This is a genomic window from Campylobacter concisus, assembly GCF_003048445.1.
Lineage (GTDB): Bacteria > Campylobacterota > Campylobacteria > Campylobacterales > Campylobacteraceae > Campylobacter_A > Campylobacter_A concisus_BF.
The window spans coordinates 64748-81181 of sequence record NZ_PIQW01000002.1; the positions used below are offsets into that span (position 1 = coordinate 64748).

Here is a 16434-nt window from a genome sequence, read left to right on the forward strand (position 1 = left end):
AAAATGAACTTAACACCAAGAGAAATTGTTAAATTTTTAGATGACTATGTGATCGGTCAAAAGGACGCCAAAAAGATCATAGCGATAGCACTTCGCAATCGCTATCGCCGTATGAAGCTTGAAAAGAGCTTGCAAGATGACATCATGCCAAAAAATATCTTGATGATCGGCTCAACAGGCGTTGGTAAAACTGAGATCGCAAGGCGTCTTTCAAAGATGATGGGTCTGCCATTTATCAAGGTCGAGGCTAGCAAATATACTGAGGTTGGCTTTGTTGGTCGTGACGTTGAGAGCATGGTAAGAGACCTTGCTATGGCGTCATATAATCTCGTAAAAAACGAGCAAAGCGAGAAAAATCAAGATAAAATCAACGCCTACATCGAAGAAAAGATCGTCTCAAAGCTACTTCCGCCACTCCCAAAAGGTGCTAGCGAAGAGAAGCAAGCAGAGTACGCAAAGAGCTATGACAAGATGCTAAATAGGCTAAGAAACGGCGAGCTTGATGAGCTAAGTATCGAGATCGAGGTGCAGCAAAACCCACTTGAAGCTGGCTCAAACGTGCCACCTGATATGGCGCAGATGCAAGAGAGCTTTATCAAGATAATTGGCATCGGCGGCAAAAACATCAAAAAAGAGATGAAGGTAAAAGACGCTAAAAAAGCCCTTCAAAGCGAGGCAAATGATAAAATTTTAGACCTTGAGAGCGTAAAAACAGAGGCTTTAAGAAGAGCTGAAAACGAGGGCATCATCTTTATAGATGAGATCGATAAGGTCGCTGTTGGCTCAGGTAGCTCAAATAGGCAAGATCCTAGCAAAGAAGGCGTGCAAAGAGACTTGCTACCTATCGTTGAGGGCTCAAATGTAAATACTAAATTTGGAAATTTAAAGACAGATCATATTTTATTTATCGCAGCTGGCGCCTTTCACATAAGCAAGCCAAGCGATCTCATCCCTGAGCTTCAAGGCCGTTTCCCACTAAGGGTTGAGCTTGATAGCCTTGATGAGGACGCGCTTTATCAAATTTTAACTCAGCCAAAAAATTCACTTTTAAAACAATATATCGCACTTCTTTCAACTGAAAATGTCGAGCTAGAATTTGACGATGAAGCGATAAAAGAGATAGCAAGGATCGCTCACGCAGCAAATGAAAAGATGGAAGATATCGGTGCTAGACGCCTTCATACGGTGATCGAGCGCGTGATAGAAGATATCAGCTTTGAGGCTAGCGAAAAGAGCGGCGAGAAGATAAATGTGACAAAAGAGCTTGTAAAAGAGCGCCTAAAAGACGTGGTTGAGGATCAAGATCTAGCGAGGTATATACTTTGAAATCGGGCTTTGTTAGCATCATAGGACGCACAAATGCTGGCAAAAGCTCGTTTTTAAATGCCTTATTGAACGAAAAGATCGCCATTGTCTCGCACAAGCAAAACGCAACTCGCAGAAAGATAAATGGTATAGTAATGAACGGTGAAGATCAGATCATCTTCACCGACACGCCAGGGCTTCACGAGAGCAACAAAGCGATAAATCAACTGCTAATTAGCCAAGCTATAAAATCGATGGGAGACTGCGATCTCATCGTATTTTTAGCGCCTATCCATGATGATACAAGCGACTATGAGAAATTTCTAGCTCTAAATCCTGAAAAACCACACATCTTAGTGCTAACAAAAGTCGATGAGAGCTCAAATGCTAAAGTACTTGAAAAGATCACAAAGTATCAAAAATTTCAAGATAAATTTGCAGCTTTGCTTACTTTTAGCACCAAGCAGCCTACATATAAAAAGCCGCTTCTTGATGAAATTTGCAAGCTTTTGCCAGAGCATGAGTACTTTTATGATCCAGAATTTCTCACGCCGACAAATGAAAAAGAAATTTTTAGAGAATTTATACTTGAAGCGATCTATGAAAATTTAAGTGACGAGATACCATATCTTAGCGATGCGATCATAAAAAGCGTAAAAGAAAAAACAGGTATAACTGAAATTTATGCGAGTATCATCACGGAGCGTGACATTCATAAAAGTATGATCATTGGAAAAAATGGTGAAACCATTAAAAGAATAGGAATTTTTGCAAGAAAGTTAATACAAAATTTAACCAACACAAAGGTCTTTCTAAAGCTCGACGTAGTCGTTAAAAAAGGCTGGAGTAAAGAAGAAAAGAGCCTAAATCAGATAATCGGCTATTGATTTTTTATTTTAAAGATATTAAAATACCAAATATAAGCGTTTAGGAAGGTTTTTTGATTCATGATGAATATTAAAAAAAATAGTGAAATTTCTATAGTTGCACTAGATCCGTATGACTATAAAGGATTTCGTTATCACAACAGCAATGTAGAAGCTTTTAACTTTTCAAAAACAGTCAATAAACGCGACTTTTTCATCTCATACATAAAATTTAAAGACTTAAAAACAACAACTATTTTTATCCCTAGAAGCGTTGATAATGACACCCTTTATGAGGAGCTTTATTCAAAGGTCTATGCAGAGCTCTCACTTGATCCTGCGCTTGATAATAAGATATTCTTTTCAGAAGGCACTACAAAAGCTCAAGAGAGAATTTTTACTGTTTTTGCTATCACAAATGAAGATATAAATTCGACCTTTAAAGCAGTTGCAAAAAAGGTCCCATATATCGACTACCTTGCGCCTGAGCCTTTGATCTACTCTGCTATTTATAAAAAAGGCTTGCTGCCTAGCACACAAGCAGACTGCTTTATCGCGCTTAGAAAAGATGAATCATTTTTAAGTATATATTTAGATGGTGATTTTTTTACTGCAAGAGAAATTCGCTATAACCTAAACTATCTCAAAGATAAATTTTTAGAGCAAAGCGGCGACCGCCTAAGCGATGATAAATTTCTCGAAGTTTTATCTCAAAGAGGACTTGTAAATAAAGATGATGATGGCTTTAACTACGATCTAAACACAGTTTTTGAAGATTATATCTTTTACTTTAACGATATTTTAAACATTATAAATAGCCAAAATGGCATATCTATAAAGAAAATTTACATAGATTGCGACTATGAGATCAAAAATTTCGCAAATTTTATCTCAACCAAACTTGGTTTGGATGCAGAGTATATAAACATAAAAGTTGCGATAAACAACAAAAACTATACTATAAATGAGCGTTATAACGTTATGGCTTTATTTGGTAGATTTTATACCAAAGAGCCATTTTATGAAAATTTTAACCTCTCAAATATGCTTCGTCCAGATCCATTTGTCAAAAGAAAAAGTGGTAAATTTTTGCTCACTTGCGCTGCGGCATTTGCGCTAAGTATGTTATATCCAGCTTACAACTACATAGCTGGTCTTGTTTATGAAAAAGACAGCGCAAGACTAAATGACGAATATAGCGTCCTAAACGCCCAAGAGATGCAGATAAAAGAGACGCTAGCTAAAATTTCAAGAGAACAAGAGGCGGTAAAAGAACAGACTCAAAAAGAGAATGAAAAGCTAAATTTCAGAAAAGGTCTGCTTGCTGAGATCGAAAATAAAAAAGATAATTACGCTATGAAGGGTTTAAATCTTTTTAAAATTACCGATATTTTAAATCTAAACGCAGTTCATATCACAAACATCGTAAATAACGATAGAAATTTGACCATAACTGCAGTTAGCGATAATGAAAAAAGGATAACTCAGTTGATCAAAGATATCAGCAAAGATGAAAAATACTTGGTAAATACTAAAAAAATTCGTTCAGATGACGCTAAACACGAGTATGAAAGTAATATAAGCATAGAGATTAGACAATGAGACAAGATATTTTAAGCAAAATAGATCAATACTTTGATAGCAAAAAGCCAAACGAAACAAACCTCATTTTTCTTGGCTCAGCGCTTATCATAGCTTACCTAGTCTATATGCTATGCTTTGATCCTGCGCAAAATTTCTTTGATGAAAAGCTTGATAAACATACGAGAATTTCTACAAAGCTAGAAAACACTAGAAACTATCTAGCCTCAGTGAGCTCTCCTGACGGCGATAGAAATTTTAAGATAAATGAAGAAAATAGAAATTTAAGCAATCTAAAACTTCGCTACACGAATATTTTGAAATTTAATACCTATTTTGACTCAAAGCTTAAAGAGCTTTCATTTTTGCTTTTTGACAATCAAAACTGGGCAAACTATATAGATAGTATCGTGCTTTTGGCAAAACAAAATAATATAAAAATTTTAGAGCTTAAAAGTGATATAAAAGAGCCAAATTTCCAAAAGATAGAGCAAATTTTAAATATAGATGTCACTTGCCTTGGAAATTTTAAAGATATGCTTAGCTATATAAACGGACTTGAAGAGTCAAAACTCGTAGTAGATCTTCACAAAATGGATATAAATTCCACTCAAAAAGATCTAGGAGCTAAGCTCTCTATCTCAGTGTGGGGTATGAAGTACTGATGAAAAAATTTGGTTTATTTTTAATCTTAGCTCTAAGTCTATTTGGCAGTGAGTTTGAAGGCGAGATGAAAAACTATGATGAAGTTTTTGTTAAGATAAAGGAGCAAAGAAAAGGGCTTAACAGCGGTGAAATTTCTAGCTTGCAAGATCCTTTCAAGCTAAATTTGCCAGTTGCTCCAAAAGGCGATCAAAACACTACAAAATACTCTTCTGCAAGGGGGTTTATGCTAAAGGCCATTTTGCTAAATAAAGCAAATATAAATGGCAAGTGGTATAAAGTGGGAGATATGGTTGATGATTACAACATCACAAGTGTTCAAGGCAGTAAGGTTATCATCGTAAAAGATGATGAAAAACAAGAACTAACTCTTAAAAATGGAAGTAAAAATGTTGGTATCAAAATTAAGTAAATTTATTATAACTGTGGCGTTAGCTTCATTTTTAGCTACCCCTATAATGGCAAAACCAAGCACATGCTTGAGTAAAAATTTTAGTATGAAGATCACAGACGATATAAGCCTTGGAGATGTTTTAAATCAGCTCTCTGAAATGTGTGATTTTAGTATCGTTGCAAAAGATGCTTATAGCAAAAAAGAGCTTGATGATAAAGTCTTTGGCGTAAACATAAGAAACATGAGCCTAAGCGAGGTCTTTGATCTGCTTTTAAATGAGAAAAATTTAAGCTATGAGTTTTCAAATAATGTCTTAAAAATCTCATCTCTTCAAACAAAAATTTTTAAAATAGACTATATCACCTCTATCCGTGAAGGCACAGCTATCACAAAAGCTTCAGTTGATGCTTCTCCGTCAGAAGTAGGCAGTAGCTCAAGCAGCGATACTAGCTCAAATGATATAAAAAATGAAAACAACTTGATAAGAACAACTGAGAAATTTGACTTCTGGGAGAAGCTTGATGCTGAGCTAAAAGCTATCTTAAACAATAGCAGTGAGCACATCACAGCGCCAGATCCTATCATAAACCAAAATGCTGGACTTATCACGGTTACAGCTACCCCATCACAGCTAAAACGTGTTGAAAAATATATAGCTGAAATGCAAAGAAGACTTAAAAAGCAAGTCATCATCGATGTTTCTATCATCGCAGTTGATCTAAACAATGAGTATAAACAAGGCGTTGATTGGAGTAAATTTGAGCTTGGATTTAACTCATATATAGGTAACTCAGCTGCTAATGCAAGCTCTGGTGCAAGCTGGACAAACAAGGGTAACAGCTTAAGCGATGGCTTTGGACGCACGTTAAACATCGCTGCAAATTTAAACTTTAGCCTTGATGGTATGATAAATTTCCTTGAAACAAATGGTAAAACAAAGGTTGTTTCAAGTCCAAAAGTAACCACTCTAAACAACCAACAAGCGCTAATCTCTGTGGGTGATAATATAAACTACCGCGTGATGGAAGAGACAGATAATGGTAGCAATAATAACAATAACAATAGGCTTACAACAACTTATAAGCAATACTCTGTATTTATCGGTATCTTGTTAAATTTACTTCCAGAAGTCTCAGATAATAACAAGATCATGCTTCGCATCAACCCAAGCTTAAGTAGCTTTAAGTATGCAGAAGATGACACAAGATCACAAAATACAGCCATTAGAGAGATCGCCCCTGATACAGTTCAGAAAAAACTCTCAACCGTCGTTCAGGTAAATAGCGGCGATACGATCATACTTGGCGGACTTATCGGACAGACCAAAGATAAGCAAAATACAGCTGTGCCACTTCTAGCCGACATACCTTTGATAGGTAGTGTCTTTAAAAGCACAAGAGATGGCGTAAGAACTACTGAGCTTATCTTTGTCATCACGCCAAGAGTTGTTGATCTTGAAGATCCAAAACCAGTTCAGCAGTCGCTAAAAGATCTAGGATTTTCTAAATCAATCTATGAGTAACGAAAATATTTATACGCATATAAAAGATGTTTTCATAGATGAAGACGAGAGTTTAAATTTCGTAAATTTAGACAACTCTATAAGCTGCTACAACAAGATAGTTTTAGCTTTAAAAAAGCCACTTAAACTCATCTTGTTTTATGGCAAGCCAGGTAGCGGCAAGACCTTTTTGCTAAACAAGATCGCAAATGATCTAAAAGAAGATAAAAGCCTCATCTTTTTCCCGCATCCATTTTTTAGCGAGGCGACATTTATCGAAGCACTTTGTGAGCAAATTTATGGCAAAAAGCTTGAAGATATAAACAACTTTGAGAGCTTTATAAAATTTTATTCAAAAGACTTTAGCAGTAAAGATGAAATTTTAAAAAATCAAATGACGGTTATCCTAGATGAAGCGCAGCTCTATCCGACTGAGCTTATCGAGAAGATAAGGCTTATGGCTGATACTAGGATGTTTAAATTTCTCTTTACGATACACAAAACCGAAAACGAAGATATTTTGGCAAAAGATTATTTTCAGACTAGAATTTGGGAGAGCATCGAGCTAAGTAGCGCTGATGTAAATGAGATCATCATCTACTTGCAAAGAAAGCTTAGTCAAAAAAACTATGACAAATACCTTAAATTTGAGAAAAAAGATTACGAGTGCGCCTACTCATTTTGCGGCGGAAATTTAAGAACGCTAAACAAGATAATGTATAAATTCTATGAAATTTGCGAATACTACGAGCAGTATCAGCCTTCAAAGCTTAGCGGTGATAAGGCAAATACCATGATACTTACCATGGCTGCACTTGATGCGGGGCTAATCGATGCTTGAACCACAAGAAATTCAAAGACTAGAAAAGCTTTATGAAAGCTACAAGAAAAAAAATGGCGGTTTTTTGCATAAAATTTTTAATGCCAAAAACTCTAAAATTTTAATCATCGAGCTTTTACTTATCATCATTTTGTTGGTTGCGTTGATAGTGCTAAGCATAGAGAAAACCCCAAATCTTACTAGTAAAAGCGATAAATTTTTAGCCAAAAATGCAACCGCAGTAAAAATGGTAGAAAAAAACGAGACAAATGCAAGCATTCTTAGTGGGCTAAAGCAAAAGAGCGAGGTTGCTAAGGCTAAATTTGAAGAGGGTAAAAAGCAAGATGAGCTAGCTGACAAGATAGCCAAAAAGCTAGAAGAGGTTGTAAAGATAAACGAAACAAACGATACTTCAAAAAATGACCCAAAAAGACAAAGAAGCTCACAAGGTTGGCTTAAGCTAAATATCCCTGATGAAGAGCCACTTACCGAACAAAATGGCATAAACGGCATGAGCGTGCCACAAGATGAAGTGATAGATCTTGAGGCAAAACCAGCTAGAAAGCGTGTAAATATACAAGTAACTTCAGCATCAAATGAAGAGAGTGTGCTAAGAGAGCAGTTTTTAAAGACAAATAATCCAACTATCGCACTTGAGCTTGCTAGATTAAATTTTAGAAATAATAATTTCAAAGAAGCTATAAAGTGGTCGCTTACCGCGAACGATATAGATAATAGCTTAGAGGAGTCGTGGATCATCTTTGCAAAGTCAAAATATAAGCTAAAACAAAGCGATGATGCCGTCAAAGCTCTAAGGGAGTATAATAAAAACTTAAACAAAGCTTCGATAAATGAGCTTATAAATAAGATAAAAAGTGGAACATTATGAGATTTTTTGTTATTTTTTTGGTTTTTGTTTGTGAAGTTTTTGCTGTTAGTCTAACTGAGATAAGGGATGACTTTAATGGCGCAAACTATGCAAAAGTCTGCAACCAAAAAGTTGAGGATTTTTTAAAAACACAAAATAACGAAGAGCAAATTTCTATGTTTGGCATCGCTTGCATAAAGATGAACGATCTAAACAGGCTAGCAACTCCGATCGATAAGCTAGTAAAGAGCGAAAAATCAAGAGAAAATGCTGCCTATTTTGCTGACATCTTATTTAAGAAAAAGCTCTTATTTCACGCTATGATAGATGGCGTTGATATAAGCTATATCAGGCTTCCAAAGAGTGATTATATACTTTCATTTTTGTTTGATAAATTTGTAAAAAAAGAGTATGTCGAAGAGCTTGGCACATTTATCTTTGAAGAGCCAAATTCTGACACAAGATATGAGATAAGCCCAACAAATGGACAAATACCAAAGCTAGTGCTTAAAATTTTTAAAAATAACGACCTGAAATCACAAATAGAGTATAGATAATGAAAAATGTAGAAAATGTAATCTTAAAAAATATAGAACAAAACGGCAAACTAAGCACATCAGATATAGAAAAGATAAAGCAGATAAGCGAGCAAGAAGGCAAAGGTCTTGTTAAAATTTTAAGAGATGAAAATTTAATAAATGATGAAGACTTTATGGAAATTTTGTCTGATATTTACAGAAGAGGACATGTAAATATCGATGAAATTTCAAACGATCTTGAGCTTGATATAAAGGCTTTTGTTAAATTTATAAGCGAGAAATTTAAGGTTTTATACTTTGACCTTGATGATATCGACATCGACTACCGCATAAGCGAGAAGCTAAGCACCGCTCAGCTAAAGACATATAGCGCGATCCCAGTAAAAGAAGATGAGATAAGCGTATATGTCGCTTTTAAAAATCCATTTGACGTTATCGCTCAAGATAAGGTGCAAAATTTATTTAATAGAAAACTACTAAAAGTTGCCATTGCTCAGCCAACCCAGATAGAAAAATATATAAGCAAGCTAGCGCTAAATGAGAGCATAAAAGATGTGATAACAGAGATCAGAAGAGAGCTTTCAAGCTCAGCTAGTCAAGGTCAAAACAGTGAAAACTCTGGAATTTTAAAGCTAATAGAGATCATCTTAAAAACATCTATCCAAAGTAGAGCCAGCGACATCCACATCGAGCCGACCGAGACAAACTGCATCGTAAGAAGCAGGATCGATGGCATGCTAAGCGAAACATTTATTTTTGATAAAGATATCTATCCGCCGATGGTTAGCCGTATGAAGCTACTTTCAAATATGGACATCGCAGAGCGCCGCCGCCCACAAGATGGTAGATTTTCAGCTCAAATTTTAGACAAAGAGTATGATTTTCGTATCTCGACGTTACCTATCTTAAACGGCGAAAGTATAGTTTTAAGGATTTTGGATAAGTCAAAGGTTATTATAAATTTAGAAGATCTTGGCATGCATCCTGATAACTTCGCTAAATTTAAAAAGAGTATGAAAGCGCCTTATGGCATCATCCTAGTTACTGGCCCAACAGGCTCAGGTAAGACTACGACGCTTTATGGCGCGCTAAATGATATAAAAAGCGTAAAAACTAAGATCATCACAGTTGAAGATCCGGTCGAATACCAGCTAAATATGATCCAACAAGTGCATGTAAATGAAAAGGCTGGACTTACCTTTGTCTCAGCTCTTCGCTCTATCTTGAGGCAAGATCCAGATGTCATAATGATAGGTGAGATCAGGGATCAAGAGACGCTCCGCATAGCGATACAAGCGGCACTTACTGGTCACCTTGTCTTTTCTACACTTCACACAAATGATGCCATTAGCGCGCTTCCTCGTATGATAGATATGGGCATCGAGCCTTATCTAGTAAGTGGCGCGCTCGTTTGCATAGAGGCTCAAAGGCTTGTTAGAAAGCTCTGCCCACACTGCAAACAAAAGATCACACTATCTCAAAAGGCATTTGACGAGGTTAAGAAATTTGTCCCTGAAAACTACCAGTTTTACAAAAGCGTCGGATGTCCGCAATGCTCACAAACTGGGTATCTAGGACGCGAGATGATAAGTGAAATTTTACCTATTAGTGACCATATAGCAAGCATGGTTGCAAATGGCGCTTCTAAAGACGAGCTTAAAAGCGTAGCCTACGAAGAGGGCTTTATAGATATGTTTCATGATGGTGTCATAAGAGCGGCAAATGGCATAACTACGCTTGAAGAAGTTTATAGGGTTGCTAAGATATGAAATACTTTGAGGTTGAGTACATCCAAAACGGCAAACGCCATAAGATGAGCCTAAGAGCGAACAATAAAAGTGAGATCAAAGATAAAGCAAATGTTACTGGCATGATCGTAAAGATCAAGGAGACGCAAACTTCTAGCATAAATAACTTTGAAAATTTACAAAATGTGATCGCAAAAGCTTTTACTAGTCCAAAGGTTAAAATTCCAAATTTGGTTGCCACCATAAGACAGCTTAGCGTTATGACAAATGCTGGAATTTCTATCCACGATAGCATTAAAGAGGTTGCAAACTCTACTGAGGATAAGCGCCTTAAATTTATATTTCAAACCATAGATGAGGAGCTAAATCAAGGCTCAAGCCTCACAAATAGCATAGAAAATTTTAAAGAAGAGCTAGGCGACGTGACGCTAGCGATGATAAGGCTAGGGGAAAGCACTGGTAATATGGCTGACGCGCTTGCAAAGCTCGCCTCTATCTTGCAAGAGGTCTGGGATAATCAGCAAAAATTTAAAAAAGCTATCCGCTACCCGATAACCGTCATCTGCGCGATCATCATAGCCTTTGTCATCCTTATGATACTTGTTGTGCCGCAGTTTAGAGAAATTTTCGAACAGTTAAATGCAGAGCTACCACTGCCAACTAAAATTTTGCTAAATATCGAATACGTCATGACAAACTACGGCTTTTATATCCTTGGAGCACTTGCGTTTATCGGATATTTGCTTAGAAAATACTACCTTGAGAGTGAAGAATTTCAAGATAAGGTCGATAAATACCTTTTGAAAGTCTATCTCATCGGCAAGATCATATTTTATTCGAATATGAGCAGGTTTAACCTCATCTTTACAGAGCTTGTTCGAGCTGGTTTGCCTATAGCAGATGCCCTTGATACGGCTGTGATAACGGTTTCAAACAAGGATATCAAAAAGAAGCTAAGTGGCGTTAAGATACTTGTTGGTAGGGGTGTTAGCCTAACGGAGGCTTTTAGAGATACAAATTTATATGAAAATATGCTCATACAGATGATAAGCGCTGGCGAGCAAAGCGGTAGCTTAGACGATATGACTGGAAAAGTAACTGACTATTACAGGATGAAATTTAACGATATTATTGATAACATCTCAAACTATATCGAGCCTATCTTGCTCGTTTTTATAGCAGGTATGGTGCTTTTACTAGCTCTTGGTATATTTTTGCCGATGTGGGATCTATCAAAAGCCGTTAAAAACTAAAATAATTAAAATCTTAAAGGAGAGAAGATGTCTGAAAACAAAGAACACATGGTCGAAGAGAGCGCCTTTTTGGTCTCAAAGACCGACTTAAAAGGACGTATTACATATTGTAACGAGCCATTTTTAAAGATAGTTGGAGCAAAGCAAGCTGAAGTCTTGGGTAAGCCTCACAACATCATAAGACACCCAGATATGCCAAGAGCTGTTTTTAAGCTACTTTGGGAGCGCATAAAAAATAAAGAAGAAATTTTTGCTTATGTTAAAAACAAAAGCTTTGATGGTGGGTTTTACTGGGTCTTTGCAAACATCACAACTTCGCTTGATGTGCAAAACAATCCAGTTGGCTACTACTCAGTTAGACGCAAGCCAAATCCAAAGGCGATTGAGATAATAGAGCCTATATATCAAAAGTTGTTATCGGTAGAAAAGAGCGGTGGCATGGATGCTTCGATGAAATTTTTAACTGAATTTTTAAAAGAAAAAAATATAAGTTATGATGAATTTATAAATAACCTACAAAGGCTATAATGATGTTTGGAAAAAAACTTGACTCTATAAATGAAATTTTAAGCGTAGTAGGCTCAGCTCGAAACGGCATCTTAGAGCCTAGGATAGTAAATGTAAAAGAAAATGACCCACTTTATGAAGTAGCACTTGGTATAAATGACTTGCTTGATCAGGTAGAGGCACTTCAAAGAGAAATTTCAACCTCAATAGACGCTGCTCAAAGCGGACTAACATATAGAAATATCTTTACAGAGGGATTTCGCGGTATATTTAAACAAAATGCCATCTCTATGAGCAACGGTGTAACTGGTATAAAAGATAGTCACAAAAGTAAGGTAAGAGGCCTGCTTTCAAAAGAGCTTGACGCACTTGGCAATGGCAACGACGGTATAGAAGACGTTAGAAACGATCTAAACGAGAGCATAAAAAACCTAAGCCAAATGGCACACATGGCAAAAGATACAGCTAGGATCGCTGAGGATACGACGCAAAGCATCAATGAGCTAAGCGTAAATATGAGCTCACTTGAGGAGCTAATAGAGGGCTCAAGCCACGCTATAAGCACGCTAAATAGCAGAACAGATGACATCACTTCAGTTGTAAATTTGATAAAAGATATAGCTGAGCAGACAAATTTACTAGCTCTAAACGCAGCCATCGAGGCAGCACGAGCAGGTGAGCATGGACGCGGCTTTGCTGTTGTCGCTGATGAGGTTAGAAAACTAGCTGAAAACACACAAAAAGCGACACACGAGATCGGCGTAAATATCCAAACACTTCAGCAAGAAGCCAAAGATATCGATGAAAATTCTAAAAAGATAGATGAAATTTCAAAGATCGCCACAGCAAATGTCGAAAATTTCAAACAAACTTTAGCTAGCTTTAACCAAAATGCAAAAGAGACAGCCCAAAGATCAAAATATGTAGAAGACAAGACCTTTGGCATCATCGCAAAGATAGCTATCATCGTCTATAAAGTGGGTGTTTATTCAGACACTGTAAATGAGCAAGGTTACGGCGATGATATAGCAAAAGACGCAGACGATCTTGTAGCGTGGTATGAAAATGAGTGCGCAAAGAGCTTTAGCCACACTAAAACTTATGAGAAATCACGCCATTTGGTGGATGAGTTTAACAAAAATATCAAAGCTATCTTGATAGAAGCTGGCAAGGGCTATAACGAGAAAAATTTAAAACATTTTGTCACTGAGTTTAGAAAGCTCGAAGATCTTAGTAGAGAGATATTTAACTCATACAACGAAATGGTCGCTTCAAAATAACTTCAAATTTGCTAGACTCGCTTTGGGCCTAGCTCCTCTTAGATTGATCTAAATTTTATTTTCATAAATTTTTTCTATATTGTTATTTAAAATTATGATAATTAATATTGTTTTTATGCTTGCTTTGTTAAATTTGCGTTTCGCTTTCATTATCAAAAATTAAATTTAACAAAAGGATATCCGTGAATAGATCAAAATTTATCGCCATTTGCCTTAGTGCTTGTGTGGCAAATTCTCTCTATGCAGTAGAGAAAGAGAACAACGAAACTAAGCTAGATGGCGTCGTAGTAAGTGCGAGCGGCTTCTCGCAGCAGATCAAAGAAGCCCCTGCAAGCATTAGTGTGATAAGCGGAGATGAGCTTACAAAAGATAGCTTTACTTCACTTCACTCAATCGCCCAAAAAGTGCCAGGCGTAAATGTCGTTGGCGGCGAGGATGGTCCAGCTAGTGGTATCTCGATACGCGGTATGGAAAGCTCTCAAACGCTAGTTTTGATAGATGGCAAAAGAGTAAATTCAAGCAGCGCAAATCCAAAGGGTGGAGCAGGGGATATGAACTCAAATTTCATCCCACCGGCCGAGGCGATCGAGCGTATAGAGATCATCCGCGGTCCTATGAGCTCGCTTTATGGTAGCGACGCAGTTGGAGGCGTTATAAATATCATTACTAAAAAAGACTTTTCAAAATTTAGTGGCAACGTCGGCATCTCAACCACGATAAACACTCACAAAGGCATAGGCGACGGCAGGCAGGGCGACTTTTATCTAAATTTACCTCTTTATAAAGAGCTTTTCGCGTTTCAACTTTGGGGCTATAAAAAGCTAAGAGATGAGGATAGTTATGTTGGTGGCTACCAAAAAAGCGATAAGAGAAATTTAAGTGCAAAACTTTGGATCACACCAGATGAGCACAATAAATTTTTCATCCTTGGTTCAAACGAAAGGCATGACTATTCGCGCACTTTTGGCAAGTCAGCCGATCCAAATCCAAGAATGAACGTCTTAAACGCTTACGACTACGATAAAAAGAGCTATGGCGTGGGCTACCTTGGAGAATTTGATAGCCTAAATGCCGATCTTAGCTACATCTATGATGAGACGCAAAGAACGAGCCTTTTTGACCAATTCATACCTGCAAAAGCTAAAAATCACAACTTTAACTCTAAATTTACAACGTTTTTTGGCGCGCATACGCTAACTTTTGGTTATGACTTTCATAAGCAAAATGTAGGCACGACCTTCATCGTCTCAAACGCTTCAAGAAACGGCTTAAAAGATCCAAAGACCTACTCGATGAGCGAGCATGCGGGATTTATCGAAGATGAGTGGCAAATTTTAGATGAGAAGCTATTTTTAACGCTTGGTTCAAGGCTTACGCACAACGAATTTTTTGGTAACCACCTCTCGCCAAGAGCCTACCTAGTCTATAACGCCACAGATACGCTAAGCCTAAAAGGCGGCGTAGCAACTGGCTATAAAACACCAGATGTCAATCAAATCTCCCCAGAAGTAGGCACTATCCAGGGTAGCTGGAGCATAGTTGATTTTGGTAACAAAGACCTAAAGCCAGAAAAGAGCACGACTTATGAAGTTGGGGCGTATTATGACAATCAGGCTGATTTTAGAGGCTCGGTAACGCTTTTTAGAAATGAATTTAAGGATAAAATCCTAGACACCGACAGAAGCAACGTAAATAAAATTCCAGCTTATGGCACTTGCACAAATGCACCACACGTTACTTGTCCTGGCTGGGGAACTTACTTTAACATAGAGGGTGCGACCGTTTGGGGCGTAGAGCTAAGTGGCGACTATGACATCCTTTCAAACCTAAATTTAAGCTCAAACTACACATATAATAAGTCAAAGATAAAAACCGGCAACCCAACGATAAACACGCCAAGAGGCCCTATGAAATTTAGCGAAACAAATCTAGCTAGACTTGACGCAAAGAGCCTTACCGCAACGCCAGAGCACGCACTTCACGCCACGCTTACATATAAGCCTATAAAAAGCGTAAAGACATTTTTTGGTGCAAACTACGAGAGTAAGCTAACAAGCGTACAATTTGGCCCTGGTAACAGAGTAAGAGAAAATGAGAAAAATTTACTTACATTTGATACAGGCGTCAGCTGGGACGCAAACAAGCACTTAACGCTTAGCCTAAATGCCTACAATATCTTTGATAAGGTAAGATACGAAGAGGCGCAAATAAATGACAAAGACTACTACTGGTATCCGCAAGAGGGCAGGAGATTTTGGTTTAAGGTCGCTGCAAAATGGTAAGAGCGTTTAAATTTTTGCTTTTTACGCTTGGTGTGACGCAAATTTTACAAGCAGCTCCGCAACAAACGCCTGAGCCACTTAGCCAAAAAGCTGCTAGTAAATTTGAAATTTCAACCTTTAAAATGAGCGCAAATGATGAAATTTATAAAATTTACACAGCCAAGCTAAAAGGGCAAAATGAATTTAAAAATGTGCTTTTCTTGCTTGACGCAAACGCCCAGTTTAACATGCTCTTAAATGAATTTGATGGCAAGGCTGCCCCGCTAATAATAGGCATAGGATATGACAGCAACAAAAGCTACGAAGTAGAAAAACGCACAAGGGATCTCACGCCAAAGGCAGAGGGCGAGGAATTTAGCAAAGGTGGTGGCGCTGATGCGTTTTATCACTTTTTAACTAGAAATTTAGTCCCGCTAATCGATGAGAAATTTAACGTGCAAAGCAGCCAAAAGAGCCTTTATGGACACTCTTTTGGTGGGCTTTTTACGCTCTATGCCTTGCTTAAAAATGATGGCATATTTTCAAATTTCTTTATCGCTTCGCCATCTCTTTGGTGGGGTGAATCTAAAATTTTAAAGCAAAATGTGAGCAAGGGTAAATTTAAAGAGAAACTAAAGGCTAAATTCGTCTTTCTTAGCGTTGGCGAGCTTGAAAAGAGAAAGGGCAAAACAGACAAAGCTGGCATTTTAAAGGCGAGCGATTTGGCTTTGATCTTAAAACAAAGTGGCGTAAATTCTCACTTTGAGCTTTTTAAAAATGAAACCCATGGCAGCGTCATACCTCTAAATTTAAAAGAGCTTTTAAAATATCTAAAGGATTAAAAATTT

Annotated in this window: 15 protein-coding genes; all 15 read left to right on the plus strand. The window is 37.3% G+C overall.

Features of this window, described 5'->3' with window-relative positions; genetic code table 11:
- Positions 1-3: 3 nt before the first annotated feature.
- The 15 genes from hslU (at position 4) to CVT14_RS01655 (ending at position 16428) form a co-directional block, all read left to right on the plus strand.
- Positions 4-1326 (plus strand): HslU--HslV peptidase ATPase subunit, encoded by a 1323-nt coding sequence (gene hslU / locus CVT14_RS01585; RefSeq protein ID WP_012001741.1) that lies wholly within the window; start codon positions 4-6, stop codon positions 1324-1326.
- Positions 1323-2192, plus strand: coding sequence for a GTPase Era (gene era / locus CVT14_RS01590; RefSeq protein WP_012001742.1), 870 nt, complete (start codon positions 1323-1325; stop codon positions 2190-2192). Before hslU ends, era begins: the two co-directional genes overlap by 4 nt.
- 60 nt (positions 2193-2252) lie before the next feature.
- Positions 2253-3773 carry a C4-dicarboxylate ABC transporter gene (locus tag CVT14_RS01595; RefSeq protein ID WP_107849524.1) on the plus strand — a complete coding sequence of 507 codons (1521 nt, stop codon included), beginning with the start codon at positions 2253-2255 and terminating at the stop codon, positions 3771-3773.
- Complete coding sequence (locus CVT14_RS01600) at positions 3770-4417, plus strand: hypothetical protein (RefSeq protein ID WP_012001744.1); 648 nt, start codon at positions 3770-3772, stop codon at positions 4415-4417. Before CVT14_RS01595 ends, CVT14_RS01600 begins: the two co-directional genes overlap by 4 nt.
- Positions 4417-4827, plus strand: a complete 411-nt coding sequence (locus CVT14_RS01605; protein ID WP_103568806.1) for a hypothetical protein — start codon at positions 4417-4419, stop codon at positions 4825-4827. Before CVT14_RS01600 ends, CVT14_RS01605 begins: the two co-directional genes overlap by 1 nt.
- A complete protein-coding gene (gene mshL / locus CVT14_RS01610) occupies positions 4805-6331 on the plus strand; it encodes a pilus (MSHA type) biogenesis protein MshL (RefSeq protein ID WP_107849525.1) in 1527 nt (508 codons plus the stop codon). The genes CVT14_RS01605 and mshL overlap by 23 nt, the downstream gene beginning before the upstream one ends.
- Positions 6324-7151 (plus strand): ATP-binding protein, encoded by an 828-nt coding sequence (locus CVT14_RS01615; protein ID WP_002940497.1) that lies wholly within the window; start codon positions 6324-6326, stop codon positions 7149-7151. The genes mshL and CVT14_RS01615 overlap by 8 nt, the downstream gene beginning before the upstream one ends.
- Positions 7144-8019, plus strand: a complete 876-nt coding sequence (locus CVT14_RS01620; protein WP_107849526.1) for a CDC27 family protein — start codon at positions 7144-7146, stop codon at positions 8017-8019. Before CVT14_RS01615 ends, CVT14_RS01620 begins: the two co-directional genes overlap by 8 nt.
- A complete protein-coding gene (locus CVT14_RS01625) occupies positions 8016-8555 on the plus strand; it encodes a hypothetical protein (RefSeq protein WP_107849527.1) in 540 nt (179 codons plus the stop codon). The genes CVT14_RS01620 and CVT14_RS01625 overlap by 4 nt, the downstream gene beginning before the upstream one ends.
- Positions 8555-10306, plus strand: a complete 1752-nt coding sequence (locus CVT14_RS01630) for a GspE/PulE family protein (protein ID WP_107849528.1) — start codon at positions 8555-8557, stop codon at positions 10304-10306. The genes CVT14_RS01625 and CVT14_RS01630 overlap by 1 nt, the downstream gene beginning before the upstream one ends.
- Positions 10303-11538: a type II secretion system F family protein gene (locus CVT14_RS01635; protein WP_107849529.1), complete on the plus strand. Its 1236-nt coding sequence runs from the start codon at positions 10303-10305 to the stop codon at positions 11536-11538. Before CVT14_RS01630 ends, CVT14_RS01635 begins: the two co-directional genes overlap by 4 nt.
- Before the next feature lie 27 nt (positions 11539-11565).
- Complete coding sequence (locus CVT14_RS01640; protein ID WP_107849530.1) at positions 11566-12066, plus strand: PAS domain-containing protein; 501 nt, start codon at positions 11566-11568, stop codon at positions 12064-12066.
- 494 nt (positions 12067-12560) lie between these two features.
- Positions 12561-13325 carry a methyl-accepting chemotaxis protein gene (locus tag CVT14_RS11005; protein ID WP_413784373.1) on the plus strand — a complete coding sequence of 255 codons (765 nt, stop codon included), beginning with the start codon at positions 12561-12563 and terminating at the stop codon, positions 13323-13325.
- Between the two features lie 182 nt (positions 13326-13507).
- A complete protein-coding gene (locus CVT14_RS01650) occupies positions 13508-15607 on the plus strand; it encodes a TonB-dependent receptor domain-containing protein (protein ID WP_107849532.1) in 2100 nt (699 codons plus the stop codon).
- Positions 15601-16428, plus strand: a complete 828-nt coding sequence (locus CVT14_RS01655) for an alpha/beta hydrolase (RefSeq protein WP_107849533.1) — start codon at positions 15601-15603, stop codon at positions 16426-16428. Before CVT14_RS01650 ends, CVT14_RS01655 begins: the two co-directional genes overlap by 7 nt.
- The last annotated feature ends 6 nt before the right edge of the window (positions 16429-16434 follow it).